The organism is Pseudomonas sp. GM30, from assembly GCF_000282275.2.
In the GTDB taxonomy this organism is placed as follows: domain Bacteria; phylum Pseudomonadota; class Gammaproteobacteria; order Pseudomonadales; family Pseudomonadaceae; genus Aquipseudomonas.
The window spans coordinates 143,252-160,005 of sequence record NZ_AKJP02000002.1 but is presented as its reverse complement, the minus strand read 5'-3'; the positions used below and the strand labels follow the sequence as shown (position 1 = coordinate 160,005).

Annotated in this window: 13 protein-coding genes; 7 read left to right on the top strand and 6 right to left on the bottom strand. The window is 61.1% G+C overall.

Annotation, left to right across the window (positions count from 1 at the left end; genetic code table 11):
- Positions 1-310: 310 nt before the first annotated feature.
- Entirely contained in the window at positions 311-1,045 is a 735-nt protein-coding gene (locus PMI25_RS01955; RefSeq protein ID WP_007966307.1) for a phosphoadenylyl-sulfate reductase, read from the bottom strand.
- A 163-nt stretch (positions 1,046-1,208) separates the two neighbouring features.
- Between PMI25_RS01955 and thrH the strand changes: the two genes are divergently transcribed.
- Positions 1,209-1,826, top strand: coding sequence for a bifunctional phosphoserine phosphatase/homoserine phosphotransferase ThrH (thrH, locus tag PMI25_RS01950; RefSeq protein WP_007966306.1), 618 nt, complete (start codon positions 1,209-1,211; stop codon positions 1,824-1,826).
- Positions 1,827-1,935: 109 nt separating this feature from the next.
- Here the strand turns inward: thrH and pabB are convergent, their stop codons facing one another.
- From pabB to rloA, 4 genes are all read right to left on the bottom strand, one after another.
- Positions 1,936-3,279, bottom strand: a complete 1,344-nt coding sequence (pabB, locus tag PMI25_RS01945; RefSeq protein WP_024164415.1) for an aminodeoxychorismate synthase component I — start codon at positions 3,277-3,279, stop codon at positions 1,936-1,938.
- 210 nt (positions 3,280-3,489) lie between these two features.
- Positions 3,490-4,476 (bottom strand): alpha-L-glutamate ligase-like protein, encoded by a 987-nt coding sequence (locus PMI25_RS01940; protein ID WP_007960892.1) that lies wholly within the window; start codon positions 4,474-4,476, stop codon positions 3,490-3,492.
- Positions 4,476-6,011: an osmotic stress tolerance membrane protein RloB gene (rloB, locus tag PMI25_RS01935; RefSeq protein ID WP_007960894.1), complete on the bottom strand. Its 1,536-nt coding sequence runs from the start codon at positions 6,009-6,011 to the stop codon at positions 4,476-4,478. Before rloB ends, PMI25_RS01940 begins: the two co-directional genes overlap by 1 nt.
- A gap of 5 nt (positions 6,012-6,016) precedes the next feature.
- Complete coding sequence (gene rloA, locus PMI25_RS01930; protein WP_007960896.1) at positions 6,017-6,553, bottom strand: retropepsin-like aspartic peptidase RloA; 537 nt, start codon at positions 6,551-6,553, stop codon at positions 6,017-6,019.
- A gap of 417 nt (positions 6,554-6,970) precedes the next feature.
- Here rloA and PMI25_RS01925 point away from each other — a divergent pair, with 417 nt between their 5' ends.
- The 6 genes from PMI25_RS01925 to prpD all read left to right on the top strand — a co-directional run bounded on the left by PMI25_RS01925 (position 6,971) and on the right by prpD (position 15,569).
- Positions 6,971-7,693 carry a GntR family transcriptional regulator gene (locus PMI25_RS01925; RefSeq protein WP_169432611.1) on the top strand — a complete coding sequence of 241 codons (723 nt, stop codon included), beginning with the start codon at positions 6,971-6,973 and terminating at the stop codon, positions 7,691-7,693.
- Entirely contained in the window at positions 7,690-8,583 is an 894-nt protein-coding gene (gene prpB / locus PMI25_RS01920; RefSeq protein ID WP_007960897.1) for a methylisocitrate lyase, read from the top strand. Before PMI25_RS01925 ends, prpB begins: the two co-directional genes overlap by 4 nt.
- A gap of 135 nt (positions 8,584-8,718) precedes the next feature.
- Positions 8,719-9,846: a bifunctional 2-methylcitrate synthase/citrate synthase gene (gene prpC / locus PMI25_RS01915; protein WP_007960899.1), complete on the top strand. Its 1,128-nt coding sequence runs from the start codon at positions 8,719-8,721 to the stop codon at positions 9,844-9,846.
- Positions 9,847-10,050: 204 nt separating this feature from the next.
- The gene (gene acnD, locus PMI25_RS01910) at positions 10,051-12,645 is read left to right on the top strand and encodes a Fe/S-dependent 2-methylisocitrate dehydratase AcnD (protein ID WP_007960901.1); all 2,595 of its coding nucleotides are present in this window, start codon (positions 10,051-10,053) and stop codon (positions 12,643-12,645) included.
- 54 nt (positions 12,646-12,699) lie between these two features.
- On the top strand, positions 12,700-13,902 hold the full coding sequence (gene prpF / locus PMI25_RS01905) for a 2-methylaconitate cis-trans isomerase PrpF (protein ID WP_007960910.1): 1,203 nt from the start codon (positions 12,700-12,702) through the stop codon (positions 13,900-13,902).
- A 182-nt stretch (positions 13,903-14,084) separates the two neighbouring features.
- On the top strand, positions 14,085-15,569 hold the full coding sequence (gene prpD, locus PMI25_RS01900; RefSeq protein ID WP_007960911.1) for a 2-methylcitrate dehydratase: 1,485 nt from the start codon (positions 14,085-14,087) through the stop codon (positions 15,567-15,569).
- Between the two features lie 204 nt (positions 15,570-15,773).
- On the opposite strand, the gene ppsR is transcribed toward prpD, so the two are convergent.
- Positions 15,774-16,592, bottom strand: coding sequence for a posphoenolpyruvate synthetase regulatory kinase/phosphorylase PpsR (gene ppsR / locus PMI25_RS01895; protein ID WP_007960912.1), 819 nt, complete (start codon positions 16,590-16,592; stop codon positions 15,774-15,776).
- Positions 16,593-16,754: the final 162 nt, after the last annotated feature.

Here is a 16,754-nt window from a genome sequence, read left to right as displayed (position 1 = left end):
TTGAAAATAAGTGGTTATAAATTGACCGATTGAACAGGTATTTATTTTTTGCGGGGGATTTTGCGGAGGGGGCAAAGCGCAGGGATATTCATAGGAGATGTAACTTTTCAGGGCGTGAAAACAAAAAGTGCACACATAAATGGCACCGATGGTGACATTCTTGTGTACACATTTTTTCATGGCACCACGAAGCAAATGTGGGAGCGAGCTTGCTCGCGAAGGCGTCTTTCCAGTCAACAAATCCGGTGACTGTCAGACCGCTTTCGCGAGCAAGCTCGCTCCCACAGGGGGGCATCATTGAGGCAGAGATTTACGCCTTGCTGATGATATTCCCCGCATGCAGCCCGCACTCTTTCTGCGTCGCTTCTTCCCACCACCAACGGCCTTCGCGCTCGTGCTGGTTCGGCAGCACCGGGCGGGTGCAGGGTTCGCAGCCGATGCTGATGAAGCCGCGTTCATGCAGGCTGTTGTACGGCAGCTCGAGCATGCGGATGTAGCCCCAGATCTCTTCGCTGGTCATCTGCGCCAGCGGGTTGAACTTGTAGAGCGTGCGTTCCGGGGTAGAAAACGCGGTGTCGATCTCCAGCACGGCCACGGCGCTGCGGGTGCCCGGGCTCTGGTCGCGGCGCTGGCCGGTGGCCCAGGCTTTGACGCCGGACAGTTTGCGCCGCAGCGGTTCGATCTTGCGGATGCCGCAGCACTCGCCATGGCCGTCCCTGTAGAAACTGAACAGGCCCTTTTCCTTCACGAACGGTTCGAGTTTCGTGTAGTCCGGCGACACCAGTTCGACGTCGATCTTGTAGTGCTCGCGCACCTGATCGATGAAGCGGTAGGTCTCCGGGTGCAGGCGGCCGGTGTCGAGGCTGAACACCTTGACGTTCTTGTTCAGCTTCCAGGCCATGTCCACCAGCACCACATCCTCGGCGCCACTGAAAGAGATCCACAGCTCATCACCGAACTCGGCAAACGCGAGTTTCAGGATGTCCTGGGCGGATTTGTTGGCATAGGTCGTGGCGAGTTCCACGACATCGAACGTTGGGCTCATCAGGGCGGCTTCCTACAGGTCGGTGGCGCTGGGCGCTCTATATGGCGGCGATGTTAACAAAAAGCGGCGGGGTACGGGGCGCCCGCTGCGTTGCGCGGTGGCGGGGGAGTCGCTAGAGTTCGGGCTCGCTCGACTCAATAATCACTACAAACGGGAGTGTCTTGTGGAAATTGCTTGCCTGGATCTGGAAGGGGTACTGGTGCCGGAAATCTGGATCGCCTTCGCCGAAAAAACCGGAATCGACTCCCTCAAGGCCACCACCCGGGACATTCCCGATTACGACGTGCTGATGAAGCAGCGCCTGCGCATCCTCGACGAGCACGGCCTGAAACTCTCGGACATTCAGGAAGTGATCGCCACCCTCAAGCCGCTGGACGGCGCGGTGGAGTTCGTCGACTGGCTGCGCGAGCGCTTCCAGGTGGTGATTCTCTCGGACACTTTCTACGAATTCTCCCAGCCGCTGATGCGTCAGCTGGGCTTCCCGACCTTGCTTTGCCACCGCCTGATCACCGACGACAGCGGGCGAGTGACCGGCTATCAATTGCGTCAGAAAGATCCCAAGCGTCAGTCGGTGCTGGCGTTCAAGAGCCTGTACTACCGGGTGATTGCGGCGGGGGATTCGTATAACGACACGAGCATGCTCGGCGAGGCGGATGCGGGGATTCTGTTCCACGCGCCGGACAATGTGATTCGCGAGTTCCCGCAGTTCCCGGCGGTGCATACGTTTGCCGAGTTGAAGCAGGAGTTTCTCAAGGCCTCGAACCGGGATTTGAGTTTGTAATTACAACATTGTGGCGAGGGAGCTTGCTCCCGCTCGGCTGCGCAGCAGTCGTAAGATTTTGGGGAGCGCTTCGCACTCCAGCGGGAGCAAGCTCCCTCGCCACAAAAAGTTATAGGTTTTGCAGGGTGTCGAGGAGGATTCTTACCTTGGTAATCGACTCCTGATACTCCGCCTGCCAGTCCGAGTCGGCCACGATCCCGCCGCCACCCCAGCAGCACACCCGCCCATCCTTGACCAACAGACTGCGAATCGCGATGGAGCTGTCCATCTCGCCGCGCACATCCAGATACAGCAATGAACCGCAGTACAACCCGCGCCTTGTTGGCTCCAGTTCATCGATGATCTGCATCGCGCGGATCTTCGGTGCGCCGGTGATCGAGCCGCCGGGGAAGCTGCCGGCAATCAGGTCGAGGGCGTCGCGGTCATCCGCCAGTTCACCGGTCACGCTGCTGACCAGGTGATGCACGTTGGGATAGCTTTCCAGGCTGAACAGCTCCGGCACCCGCACCGAGCCGATGCGGCAGGTGCGGCCGAGGTCGTTGCGCAGCAGGTCGACGATCATCAGGTTTTCCGCGCGATCCTTGGGGCTGGCCAGCAGTTCGGCGGCGTTGGCAGCGTCTTCGGCAGGTGTCAGGCCACGGGGGCGGGTGCCTTTGATCGGGCGGGTTTCCACCTGACGCTGGCTGACTTTGACGAAGCGCTCCGGCGACAGGCTCAGCACCGCGTCGCCGTCGGGCAGGCTCTGAAAACCGGAAAACGGCGTCGGGCAGGCCTCGCGCAACGCGCAATAGGCCAGCCACGGATCGCCCTGACACGGTGCGCGGAAACGCTGGGCGAAGTTGACCTGATAGCAGTCGCCGGCCTGGATGTATTGATGAATGCGTTCCAGCGCCTGGCGATAGTCGTCCGGCGACAGGTCGGCGGTCATCGGTGTGTCCAGCTTGAATGGCGTCAGCGTTGCTGAAGTCGGTTGGCTGAACAACGCGATCAGTCGTTGCCGCTCGCTGTTGGCCAGCGACGGGTGAAACACCAGTTGGCTGGTGGCGCTCTGGTGATCGCTGATCAGCGCCCAGTCGTACAGGCCGAACCGTGCGTCGGGCAATTGCAGATCGTCCCGGGCCTGGCTCGGCAGGTGTTCCAGATGCCGGCCAAAGTCGTAACTCAGATAGCCGATCAGGCCGCCGGCGAAGGGCAGGTCATATTCGCCAGGCAGCTGCGCTTCGCCCAGACGGCTCAGATTATCGCGCAGGCGTTGCAGGAAAACGCTGCCGCTTTCGTCAGGCAACACCGCCAGGTGTTCCAGCGGCCAGGCGCTGAGCAGGTCATAACGGCCACGGTCGGCACTTGGCCGGCCGCTGTCGAGCAGCACGGCGCCGGGCGCATGGCGGATGGCCGCGAAGTAATCGGCGGGGTTGGCGCGGTAGGGCAGCGGGTGTACGGAACAGGTCAACATGGGCGGGGCAGATCGGCCATCGAGGCGGGGTGGGGATTGTAGTCCTCTCAGGGAATTGCTCCTAGAGGGGATGTCGGGGATTGGCAGATCCGCAGCGGCTGACGAGCAACCTGTGGCGAGGGAGCTTGCTCCCGCTGGAGTGCGAAGCGCTCCCCAAAATCTTACGACTGCTGCGCAGCCGAGCGGGAGCTAGCTCCCTCGCCACAGGGATCAGCCCTCGACCGCCGGAATATGCCCAAACATTTCCTGAGTGAACGCCACCCGTTCCTCAACCGACTCGGTCACCCCAAGCGCCTTCAGCTCTTCCAGATGCGCCTCGACCGCATGCGTACGCTGGGTCAGCCCGCAATCGTTGGCAATCTGGATATTCAGCCCCGGCCGCGCGTTCAGCTCGAGAATCAGCGGGCCTTTCTCCTGGTCCAGCACCATGTCCACACCGATATAGCCCAGCCCGCACAGTTCATAACAACCGGCGGCGAGTTTCATGAAACCGTCCCAGTAGGGCAGTTGCACGCCATCCACCGCATTGGTGGTGTCGGGGTGTTTGTTGATGATGTTGTTCAGCCAGGTGCCGCGCAGGGTCAGGCCGGTGGCGAGGTCGACGCCGACACCGATGGCGCCCTGGTGCAGGTTGGCCTTGCCGCCGGACTGGCGGGTCGGCAAACGCAGCATGGCCATCACCGGATAGCCCATCAGCACGATGATGCGGATGTCCGGCACGCCTTCGTAGCTGATGCTTTTGAAGATCTGGTCGGGGGTCACCCGGTATTCGATCAGCGCGCGGTCGCGGTGACCGCCCAGCGAATACAGGCCGGTGAGGATGCTCGAGATGTGGTGCTCGAGTTCTTCGTGAGCAAGGATCTTGCCCGACACCGTGCGATAGCGGCCCTCGAAGCGGTCAGCGATGACGATGATGCCGTCACCGCCCGCACCTTGAGCCGGCTTGATCACGAAGTCGTTACGCCCGCCGATGATCTCGTCGAGCTTGTCGATTTCCTTCTCCGTGGAGATCACGCCGTACAGCTCCGGCACATGAATGCCGGCCTCGATCGCGCGCTCCTTGGTGATGATCTTGTCATCGACGATCGGGTACAGGCTGCGCTTGTTGTACTTGAGCACGTAGTCGGCGTTACGCCGATTGATGCCCATGATGCCCCGCGCCTCCAGAGCCTTCCAGGTCTTCCAGAAACCGAACATCAGGCGTCAGCCTTCTTCAGGAAAGCCTTGAAGCGCACCAGCTCGGTCAGGCGATAGCCGCGATAGCGACCCATCGCCAGCATGAAACCGACCAGAATCAGCAGGATCGCCGGGAAGGTGAACACGAAGTACACCAGCTCGGGCACGGTCATGATCAGGTGCGCCAGCGATGCCGCGAACAGCGTGCCGATCGCCACTTTCATGGCATGGCTGGCACCGCGTTCTTCCCAGGTGATCGACAGGCGTTCGATGGTCATGGTCAGAATCACCATCGGGAACAGCGCCACCGACAGACCGCGCTCCAGGCCCAACTTGTGGCTGAACAGACTGATGGCGGCAATCAGCACCACGACGAAGGTCAAGACCACCGACAGGCGCGGCAGCATCTGCAGCTTCAAATGTTCCAGGTACGAACGTAACGACAGGCCCAGCGCGGTGATCACGGTAAACAGCAGGATGCCGAAGCCCAGTTGCGTTTCGCGGAAGGCCAGGGCGATCAGCACCGGGGTGAAGGTGCCGAGGGTCTGCAGGCCGATCAGGTTGCGCAAGATCAGGATCACCAGCACGCCGATCGGGATCATCACCATGATCATGAACGTCTGCTGAGTCTGCAGCGGCAGGCCGTAGAGCGAGTATTCGAGGAAGTTGGCGTCGGTGTTTTCGTCGGTCAGCTTGGCCAAACGAATCGCGTTCATTTCGCTGTTGTTCAGGCTGAAGGTCACGTTGGCTTTCTTCGCGCCCTCGATGGTGATCAGGTTTTCATCACCGGTCCACCACAGCAGGCGGTCGGTCGGCAGGCCTTGCTCGCCGGTTTCCGGGTTGAAGTACAGCCAGTCGTTACCGTTGAAACTGCGCAGCCACAGTTCCGGGGTTTGTGGTTGATCGGCAACGAGGCGGATGGTGTGGACTTTTTCTACCGGCACGTGGGCGATCGACAGCAGCAGTTCGACGATCTTCGCCTTGTGCGGTGTCGACGGGTCGCCGGCCAGCAGCAGTTTGACGTTGTCGTCGTTGGCGTTGTTGACGCGTTTGATCGCTTCGCCAATGAAGGTCTCGACGTCGGCCGAGTGCTGGCGGATCGGCGCGAGCAGGGCTTCGGCGGCGATTTTTTCCGGGCCTTCGATGGCGATGCTGTCGCGGAAGGTCGGGCCTTTGATCTTGGATTTTTCCGCGGTGTAGCGCTTGGTCAGCACCAGACGGTAATACAGGGTCTGGTTGCCCTTGGCCCGGCGCGCCGACCAGGTGACCTTGCGGTTGCCGTCGACCCGGTTGACTGCCACGCCGTAGTTATTGGAGATAAAGCTTTCGTTGAGGCTGACGTAATCGCGGCTCAGCGGTGGCACGAACATCTGGACCTTCACCGGGTCCTTGGTGCTGGCGACGAACTCGACTTTGGCGTCGATGTTCCACAAGTCGTCGGTGGCGTCTTCGGTCACCGGGATGCCGAGCACGAAAATCTGATAGGCCGTAACCGAAACGCCCAGGAGCACCAGAATGGTGATCAGGATTTTCAGGTGGAAGGTTAGAGAACGCATGGAAATTACTCGGCGGTATGAGCGGCGATGGTGCAGGCAGGTTTGCCGGCAGCGTATTTAAGACTGGGGTCGACCAGCGCGTCGAAGCGTTTCAAGGCTTCGGAGCCGATCAAAAGCGGGTATTGGAACGCACTTCGGTCGGTCAGGTTCACTTCGATGCTGCGCAGCGCCGTGCCCATGCAGATATCCAGCTCGATCACCGGGCGCGCGGTGTATTTCTTACCTTCTTCCGGGTCGTAGTCGCCAGCGCGGCGTTTGATCTTGCTGACCCGGGCCAGCGGCCGCTCGATCGGGTGCGAGTGCGCAGCGTCGATCGCCAGGTAGAAACGCACCCAGGACTCGCCGTTGCGTTTGAAGCGTTTGATGTCGCGGGCGCTCAACGAGGCGGTTTTGGCGCCGGTGTCGAGTTTCGCCGCGACTTGCAGATTGATGCCGTCAAGCGCTGCATATTCGTTGAGGCCGTACACGGTTTTTTCCCCCGCCGCGGCGAGGCCGGGCAGGCAAAACAGCGCAAAAAATGTGGGGAAGGGCTTGAGTCTCATAAATCCTGGTGCGCAGCGTTCCGTTTTCGGTTCAGGTTCCTGGCAATACTGCGCAAGCTCCTTCGTGTGCCTATCAGCTTTTTATGACAAGCCGTACAAATGGCCAGCAAATGCGGGCGGCATTCTAGCACGGTGGTTTTATGGCGCCAGCGCTTGGGCCGGTCTATAACCCTTCGCAATTCCTGTGGGAGCGAGCTTGCTCGCGAAAGCGGTAGATCAGTCGACATTGATGTTGAATGTCAGTACGTCTTCGTCGGAACGCCGCCCGGAGCAAGCTCGCTCCCACAGGGTCAAGCGCTAATGAAGGGTCGCTTAGGGTTATTAGACGATTGTCGACAATATCCATTTATCCTTTGACTGATGCCGGCTAATTGGCTAATTTTTGCCGCATTGGATTTAAAGGTGTCGACAATCATGCTGGATCAACTCGATCCCCCGGTCATCAGCGGCGACGATTCCGAGACGCTCTCGGAAAACGTCTTCCGGCGCATTCAGGCGGCCATCGTCAAAGGCGAGATCGCCCCGGGCAGCAAGATCTCCGAGCCTGAACTGGCGCGTACCTACGGCATCAGTCGCGGGCCGCTGCGCGAGGCCATTCATCGGCTTGAAGGTCAGCGACTGCTGGTGCGCGTACCGCATGTCGGCGCGCGGGTGGTGTCGCTCAGCCATGCCGAATTGCTCGAACTCTACGAAATCCGCGAATCCCTTGAAGGCATGGCCTGTCGGCTGGCGGCCGAACGCATGAGCGTCGAAGAAATCGACGAACTGCGCCGGGTGCTGGAAACCCACGAGCGCGACGCGGCGTTCCAGGCTGGCGTCGGCTATTACCAGCAGGAAGGCGATTTCGACTTTCACTACCGGATCATCCAGGGCAGCGGCAACCGCACGCTGACGCAGATGCTCTGCGGCGAGCTGTACCAACTGGTGCGTATGTACCGCATCCAGTTTTCCACCACGCCCAACCGCCCGCGTCAGGCCTTCGCCGAACACCACCGGATTCTCGATGCCATCGCCGACCGTGACGGCGAACTCGCGGAATTGTTGATGCGCCGCCACATCGGCGCCTCGAAACGCAATATCGCCCGTCATTACCAGGACGGCGCCGACAATAAGACAGCCACTGAACGAGGTGAGTCATGAGTTCCAAGCAGAACACTCCAGGCCAGCGTTTCCGCGATGCGGTCGCCAGCGAGCATCCATTGCAGGTGGTCGGCGCGATCAACGCCAACCACGCGCTGCTGGCCAAGCGCGCCGGGTTCAAGGCGATCTACCTGTCCGGTGGCGGGGTGGCCGCAGGCTCGCTCGGCGTGCCGGATCTGGGCATCACCGGCCTGGATGACGTGCTCACCGACGTGCGGCGCATCACCGACGTCTGCGATCTGCCGCTGCTGGTGGATGTCGACACCGGTTTCGGTTCGTCGGCGTTCAACGTGGCGCGCACCGTGAAGTCGATGATCAAGTTCGGCGCGGCGGCGATTCACATCGAGGACCAGGTCGGCGCCAAGCGCTGCGGCCACCGTCCGAACAAGGAAATCGTCAGCCAGCAGGAAATGGTCGACCGCATCAAGGCAGCGGTCGATGCCCGTACCGACGACAGCTTCGTGATCATGGCGCGGACTGACGCGCTGGCGGTGGAAGGTCTGGAGTCGGCGCTTGATCGCGCAGCGGCGTGCATCGAGGCCGGCGCCGACATGATCTTCCCGGAAGCCATCACCGAGCTTGAGATGTACAAGCTGTTCGCCAACCGCGTGAAGGCGCCGATCCTCGCCAACATCACCGAGTTCGGCTCGACACCGCTGTACACCACCGAGCAACTGGCCGGCGCCGACGTGTCGCTGGTGCTGTACCCGCTGTCGGCGTTCCGCGCGATGAACAAGGCCGCGGAAAACGTCTACACCGCGATCCGCCGCGACGGCACCCAGCAGAATGTCATCGACACCATGCAGACGCGCATGGAGCTTTACGATCGCATCGATTACCACACGTTCGAGCAGAAGCTTGATGCGTTGTTTGCACAGAAGAAAGGCTGAATCAAACCCTGTGGGAGCGAGCTTGCTCGCGAAAGCGGTGGATCAGTCAATATCGATGTGACTGACACGACGCATTCGCGAGCAAGCCCGCTCCCACACGTTTCCCCTACAAATTCAAGAAAATTGGAGACAGCAATGGCCGAAGCAAAAGTACTCAGTGGCGCCGGGCTCCGGGGCCAGGTTGCCGGGCAAACCGCACTGTCCACCGTGGGCCAGGCCGGTGCCGGGCTGACCTATCGCGGTTACGACGTGCGTGAACTGGCAGCCGACGCGCAGTTCGAAGAAGTCGCGTACCTGCTGCTGTACGGCGAACTGCCGACCCTGGCACAACTCGACGCCTACCAGCAAAAGCTGAGCAAGCTGCGCGACCTGCCGCAGGCACTGAAAGAAGTGCTTGAACGCATCCCCGCCGACGCTCACCCGATGGACGTGATGCGCACCGGTTGCTCGTTCCTCGGCAACCTTGAACCGGAGAAGGATTTTTCCGAACAGCGCGACAAGACCGACCGTCTGCTCGCCGCATTCCCGGCGATCATGTGCTACTGGTATCGCTTCAGCCACGACGGCAAACGCATCAACTGCGTCAGCGACGAGCCATCGATCGGCGGCCACTTCCTGCACCTGCTGCACGACAAGAAGCCGAGCGAACTGCACGTCAAAGTGATGAACGTGTCGCTGATCCTTTACGCCGAGCACGAATTCAACGCCTCGACGTTTACCGCTCGCGTTTGCGCATCGACCCTGTCCGACCTGTATTCCTGCGTCACTGCGGCTATCGGTTCGCTGCGTGGCCCGCTGCATGGCGGCGCCAACGAGGCGGCAATGGAAATGATCGAGCGCTTCTCGTCGCCGGAAGAGGCGATCAAAGGCACCCTTGGCATGCTCGAGCGTAAGGACAAGATCATGGGCTTCGGCCACGCGATCTATAAGGACAGCGATCCGCGTAACGAGGTGATCAAGGGCTGGTCGAAAAAACTCGCCGACGAAGTCGGTGACAAGGTGCTGTTCCCGGTCTCCGAAGCCATCGACAAGACCATGTGGGAGCAGAAAAAACTGTTCCCCAACGCCGACTTCTACCATGCCTCGGCGTACCACTTCATGGGCATCCCGACCAAGCTGTTCACGCCGATCTTCGTCTGCTCGCGCCTGACCGGCTGGGCCGCGCACGTGTTCGAACAGCGCGCCAACAACCGCATCATCCGTCCAAGCGCCGAGTACGTCGGCGTCGAACAGCGCAAGTTCGTGCCAATCGAACGTCGCTGAATGGGGAGGGCCAATCATCGGCATTGAAATTACCCAGATCCTGTGGGAGCGAGCTTGCTCGCGAATGCGGTAGATCAGTCGACATTGATGTTGAATGTCAGTCCGTCTTCGCGAGCAAGCTCGCTCCCACAGGGTTCAGTGTGAATTTCAGGGTTGATGTCCGGCCCCTCCCTTTGAAACTACCGTGACCCGAGTCCTGACCCGATGAACACAGCATTCCGCAAAAACCTGCCCGGCAGTTCCCTGGATTATTTCGACGTCCGTGCGGCGGTCGAGGCGATTCAGCCCGGCAGCTACGACACCCTGCCGTACACCTCCCGCGTGCTGGCGGAAAACCTCGTGCGTCGCTGCGATCCGGCCACGCTCACCGATTCGCTGAAACAACTGATCGAACGCAAACGCGACCTCGACTTCCCGTGGTTCCCGGCGCGTGTGGTGTGCCACGACATTCTCGGCCAGACCGCGCTGGTCGACCTCGCCGGCCTGCGTGACGCGATTGCGCAACAGGGTGGTGACCCGGCGCAGGTCAACCCGGTGGTGCCGACGCAACTGATCGTTGACCACTCGCTGGCGGTGGAAGCGGGCGGTTTCGACAAGCAGGCGTTCGAGAAGAACCGCGCCATCGAAGACCGGCGCAACGAAGACCGTTTCCACTTCATCAACTGGACCAAAAAGGCCTTCAAGAACGTCGACGTGATCCCGCCGGGCAACGGCATCATGCACCAGATCAACCTGGAGAAAATGTCCCCGGTGATCCAGGTGCGCGACGGCGTGGCGTTCCCCGACACCTGCGTCGGCACCGACAGCCACACCCCGCACGTCGATGCGCTGGGCGTGATCGCCATCGGCGTCGGTGGCCTCGAAGCCGAGAGCGTGATGCTCGGCCGCGCCTCGTGGATGCGCCTGCCGGAGAGCGTCGGCGTCGAACTGACCGGCAAGCTGCAACCGGGCATCACCGCCACCGACATGGTGCTGGCGCTGACCGAATACCTGCGCAAACAGAAAGTCGTCGGCGCCTGGCTGGAGTTCTTTGGCGAAGGCGCGTCCGCGCTGACCCTCGGCGACCGCGCGACCATCTCCAACATGGCCCCGGAATACGGCGCCACCGCGGCGATGTTCTACATCGACCAGCAGACCATCGACTACTTGAAACTCACCGGTCGCGAAGACCAGCAAGTGCAGCTCGTCGAGCAGTACGCCAAACTCAACGGTCTGTGGGCTGACAGCCTCAAAGGCGCGCAATACGAGCGCGGCCTGACGTTCGACTTGTCGTCGGTGGTGCGCAACATGGCCGGCCCGAGCAACCCGCACGCCCGCGTGGCGGTGGCGGATCTGGCGGCCAAAGGCATCTCCGGGCAATGGGATGACGTGCCGGGGCAAATGCCTGATGGCGCGGTGATCATCGCTGCCATCACCAGCTGCACCAACACCAGCAACCCGCGCAACGTGATCGCCGCCGGTCTGCTGGCGCGCAACGCCAACAAGCTCGGCCTGACCCGCAAGCCGTGGGTCAAATCCTCGCTGGCACCGGGGTCGAAAACCGTGGCGCTGTACCTCGACGAGGCAGGGCTGACCACCGAGCTGGAGCAACTCGGTTTCGGCGTCGTCGCGTTTGCCTGCACCACTTGCAACGGCATGTCCGGCGCCCTCGATCCGGTGATCCAGCAAGAGATCATCGACCGCGATCTGTATGCGACGGCCGTGCTCTCCGGCAACCGTAACTTCGACGGCCGAATTCACCCGTACGCCAAACAGGCGTTCCTCGCGTCGCCGCCGCTGGTGGTCGCGTACGCCATCGCCGGGACCATCCGTTTCGACATCGAGAAGGATGTGCTGGGCGTGGTCGACGGCAAGGAAATCCGCCTGAGAGACATCTGGCCGAGCGACGAAGAAATCGACGCGGTGGTGAAGTCATCGGTCAAGCCGGAGCAGTTCCGTCAGGTCTACATTCCGATGTTCGCCGTCCACGAAGACACCGGCCCGAAAGTCACGCCGCTGTACGACTGGCGCGAGATGAGCACCTACATTCGGCGTCCGCCGTACTGGGAAGGTGCGCTGGCCGGTGCGCGGCCGCTGAAGGGCATGCGCCCGCTGGCGGTGCTGCCGGACAACATCACCACCGATCACCTGTCACCCTCCAACGCGATCATGCTCGACAGCGCCGCCGGCGAATACCTGGCGAAAATGGGCCTGCCGGAAGAGGACTTCAACTCCTACGCCACGCACCGCGGCGACCACTTGACCGCGCAACGCGCGACCTTCGCCAACCCGAAACTGTTCAATGAAATGGTTCAGGAAAACGGCAAGGTCAAACAGGGGTCGCTGGCGCGGGTCGAGCCGGAAGGCAAAGTCATGCGCATGTGGGAAGCCATCGAAACCTACATGGAACGCAAGCAGCCGCTGATCATCATCGCCGGTGCCGACTACGGTCAGGGTTCGTCCCGCGACTGGGCGGCCAAGGGCGTGCGTCTGGCGGGTGTGGAAGCGATCGTCGCCGAAGGTTTCGAGCGTATCCATCGCACCAACCTGGTGGGCATGGGCGTGTTGCCGCTGGAGTTCAAACCGGGCACCGACCGCCACACCTTGGCCATCGACGGCAGCGAAACCTACGACGTGATCGGTGCCCGCACCCCGCGCGCCGACCTCAGGCTGGTGATCCACCGCAAGAACGGCGAACGCGTTGAAGTGCCGGTGACCTGCCGTCTGGATACCGCTGAAGAAGTGTCGATCTACGAGGCCGGCGGCGTGTTGCAGCGCTTCGCTCAGGACTTCCTTGAAGAGTCGGCGGTTGCCGTTTAAATCAACTGATGTGGGCAGGGGACTTCAAGTCCCATGTCTTCGTTAAGGAGCACCATGGCTCACGCAGCTAAGTTCGCACCGCAGATCAAGATCCCCGCCACCTACATGCGCGGCGGCACCAGCAAAGGCGTGTTCTTCAGCCTCAAGGATCTGCCCGAAGCGGCGCAGATTCCCGGTCCGGCCCGCGATGCCTTGCTGTTGCGGGTGATCGGCAGCCCCGACCCGTACGACAAACAGATCGACGGTATGGGCGGCGCCACGTCGAGCACCAGCAAAACCGTGATCCTGTCGAAAAGCATCAAGGCTGATCACGACGTCGATTACCTGTTCGGTCAGGTGTCGATCGACAAGCCATTCGTCGACTGGAGCGGCAACTGCGGCAACCTCTCGGCGGCGGTCGGTTCGTTCGCCATCAGCAACGGTCTGGTGGAGGCCAGCCGCATTCCGCACAACGGCGTGGCGGTGGTGCGCGTGTGGCAGGCCAACATCGGCAAGACCATCATCGCCCACGTGCCGATCACCAATGGCGAAGTCCAGGAAACCGGCGATTTCGAGCTCGACGGCGTGACCTTTCCGGCGGCCGAAGTGCAGGTCGAATTCATCGATCCGGCGGCGGAAGAAGAGGGCGGCGGCGGTTCGATGTTCCCCACCGGCAACCTGATCGATCAGCTTGAGGTGCCGGGTGTCGGCACGTTCCAGGCGACCATGATCAACGCCGGGATCCCGACGATTTTCGTCAACGCCGCAGACATCGGCTACACCGGCACCGAGCTGCAGAGCGCGATCAACAGTGATCCGCAAGCGCTGCAGATGTTCGAAACTATCCGCGCCTACGGTGCATTGCGCATGGGCCTGATTGCGAATCTGGACGAAGCGGCCAAGCGACAGCACACGCCGAAAGTCGCGTTTGTCGCCAAGCCTGCGGATTACGTCGCGTCCAGCGGCAAGGCAATTGCTGCCGCTGATGTCGATCTGTTGGTGCGTGCATTGTCGATGGGCAAACTGCACCACGCGATGATGGGCACGGCAGCGGTGGCGATTGGCACGGCGGCGGCGATCACCGGCACCCTGGTGAACCTCGCCGCCGGCGGCGTTGAACGCACCGCAGTGCGCTTCGGCCATCCGTCCGGCACCTTGCGCGTCGGTGCCGAGGCCAGCCTGGAGAACGGTGAGTGGGTGGTGAAAAAAGCCATCATGAGCCGCAGTGCACGGGTGCTGATGGAAGGCTACGTCCGTATTCCAGGTGATTCTTTTTAAGTAACACGCAATCCCGGTGGGAGCGAGCTTGCTCGCGAAGGCGTAGTGTCAGTCGGCATTTTCGCCGGCTGACCCACCGTCTTCGCGAGCAAGCTCGCTCCCACAGGGATTGCATTTCAAATATAAGAAAATCAGCCTGAACCGAGGTCCCATCAACGAACCACTGCAAGAGTGAATCGAACATGAGCGCCAACGTCGACCAGAATAACCGCCCCGACTACGACCGTGTCCTGCAGGACATCGCCGATTACGTCCTCACCTTCAACGTCGAATCTGCCGAAGCCCTCGACACCGCCCGCAACTGCCTGATGGACACCTTGGGCTGTGGTCTGCTGGCGCTGCGTTTTCCCGAATGCACCAAACACCTCGGACCCATCGTCGAGGGCACCGTGGTGCCGTTCGGCGCACGGGTGCCGGGCACCTCCTATCGCCTCGACCCGGTGAAAGCCGCGTGGGACATCGGCTGCATCGTGCGCTGGCTCGATTACAACGACACCTGGCTCGCTGCCGAGTGGGGCCATCCGTCGGACAACCTCGGCGGGATTCTTGCGGTGGCCGATCATCTTTCGCAGAAGCGCATTGCCAATGGCGAGAGTCCGCTGACAATTCGCGATGTGCTGGAAGCGATGATCATGGCCCACGAGATCCAAGGCGTGATCGCCCTGGAAAACTCGTTCAACCGCGTCGGCCTCGACCACGTTCTGCTGGTGAAAGTCGCCTCGACTGCGGTCACTGCGAAACTGATGGGTGCCAATCGCGAGCAACTGCTGTCAGCGTTGTCCCATGCCTTCGCCGATGGTCAGGCGCTGCGCACCTATCGCCATGCGCCGAACGCCGGCTCGCGTAAATCCTGGGCGGCGGGGGATGCCACCAGTCGCGGTGTGCGTCTGGCCGACATCGCGCTACGCGGCGAGATGGGGATTCCCGGGGTGTTGACGGCCAGACAGTGGGGCTTCTACGACGTATCGTTCAGCCACACCAATAACGATCTGGCGCTCAAGCCGGAAGGCAAACGCACCTTCAGTTTCTCGCGGCCCTACGGCAGTTACGTGATGGAAAACGTGCTGTTCAAGATCAGCTTCCCCGCCGAGTTCCACGCGCAGACGGCCTGCGAAGCGGCGGTGACCTTGCATCCGTTGGTGCGCAACCGCTTGCATGAAATCGACCGCATCGTCATCACCACCCATGAGTCGGCGATACGCATTATTTCCAAGGTCGGGCCGCTGGCCAACGCCGCCGACCGCGATCACTGCCTCCAGTACATGACCGCCGTGCCGCTGGCGTTCGGCAATCTGCTGGCCGAACAATACGAGGACGACTTCCATGCCGCGCACCCGATCATCGATGTGCTGCGCGAGAAGATGGTCATCGTCGAAGATCCGCGTTTCACCCGCGAGTATCTGGAGGCCGACAAGCGCTCGATTGCCAACGCGGTGCAGGTGTTTTTCAAGGACGGTTCCAGCACCGAGAACGTGGTGGTCGAATACCCGATCGGCCATCGGCGCCGCCGGGTTGAAGGCATTCCATTGCTGGAGGACAAGTTGAAGGCCAATCTGCTGACACGATTCACCGGGCAGCGCAGTGGCGAGATCTTCGCGTTGTGCAAGGATCAGGCGCAGCTGGAGGCCACCCCCGTGAATCGTTTTATCGACCTGTTTGTCATCTGACAAAGCGAGCATTGAAGACCCATTGCGGGCGTGAGCCTGCTCACGCTAGCGGTGTGTCAGGCAACATCAATGCTGGATGTGCCGCCGCCTTCGCGGGCAAGCCCGCTCCCACAAGGTTTTGTGCCTGGCACAACATGCATCAACACTTTGAAACCCTGTGGGAGCGAGCTTGCTCGCGAAGGCGCCAAAGCAGACGCAGCAAATCTATTTGAAACGCCGCTCCACGCCTTTCTCCACCAGAATCTTCGCCGAAATCTCTTCCACCGAAAAATGCGTGGAGTTGATGTGCGGGATGTTCTCGCGGCGGAACAGGTTTTCCACTTCGCGCACTTCGAATTCGCACTGGGCATAGCTCGAATAGCGGCTGTTGGGTTTGCGCTCGTTGCGGATCGCGGTGAGGCGGTCGGGGTCGATGGTCAGGCCGAACAGCTTGTGCTGATGGGCGCGCAGGGCGGTCGGCAGGGTCAGGCGCTCCATGTCGTCTTCGGTCAGCGGGTAGTTGGCCGCACGGATGCCGAACTGCATCGCCATGTACAGACACGTCGGCGTCTTACCACAACGCGACACGCCGACTAGTATCAGGTCGGCCTTGTCGTAATAGTGGGTGCGCGCGCCGTCGTCGTTGTCGAGGGCGAAGTTCACCGCCTCGATGCGCTCCATGTAATTGGAGTTGTGGCCGATCGAGTGAGACTTGCCGACGGTGTAGGAAGAATGCTCGGTCAGTTCCTGTTCGAGCGGGGCGAGGAAGGTCGAGAAAATGTCGATCATGAAACCATTGGACGTTGCGAGAATCTCACGGATGTCCTGATTGACGATGGTGTCGAAGATGATCGGACGGAAGCCGTCGGTTTCGGCGGCTTTGTTGATTTGTTGTACCATGGCCCGCGCTTTGTCCGCGTTGTCGATATACGGCCGCGTGAGCTTGGTGAAGGTAATGTTTTCGAACTGCGCCAGAAGGCTTTGACCCAGGGTTTCGGCGGTAATGCCGGTGCCATCGGAGATAAAGAAAGCAGATCGTTTCATTTGCACCTTGGGCCTTAAGCTAAAGAGTATTTCTGGATATGATAGGCGCGATTTGCCGGCCGCCATTGGCCCGCATTCTCACTTATTTTCCAGGTCCAGGCCATACAGCCGGCCAACGCTCCCCCGAGCCGCCGGTTTCTGAGCTTTTCCAACACAGTTAGT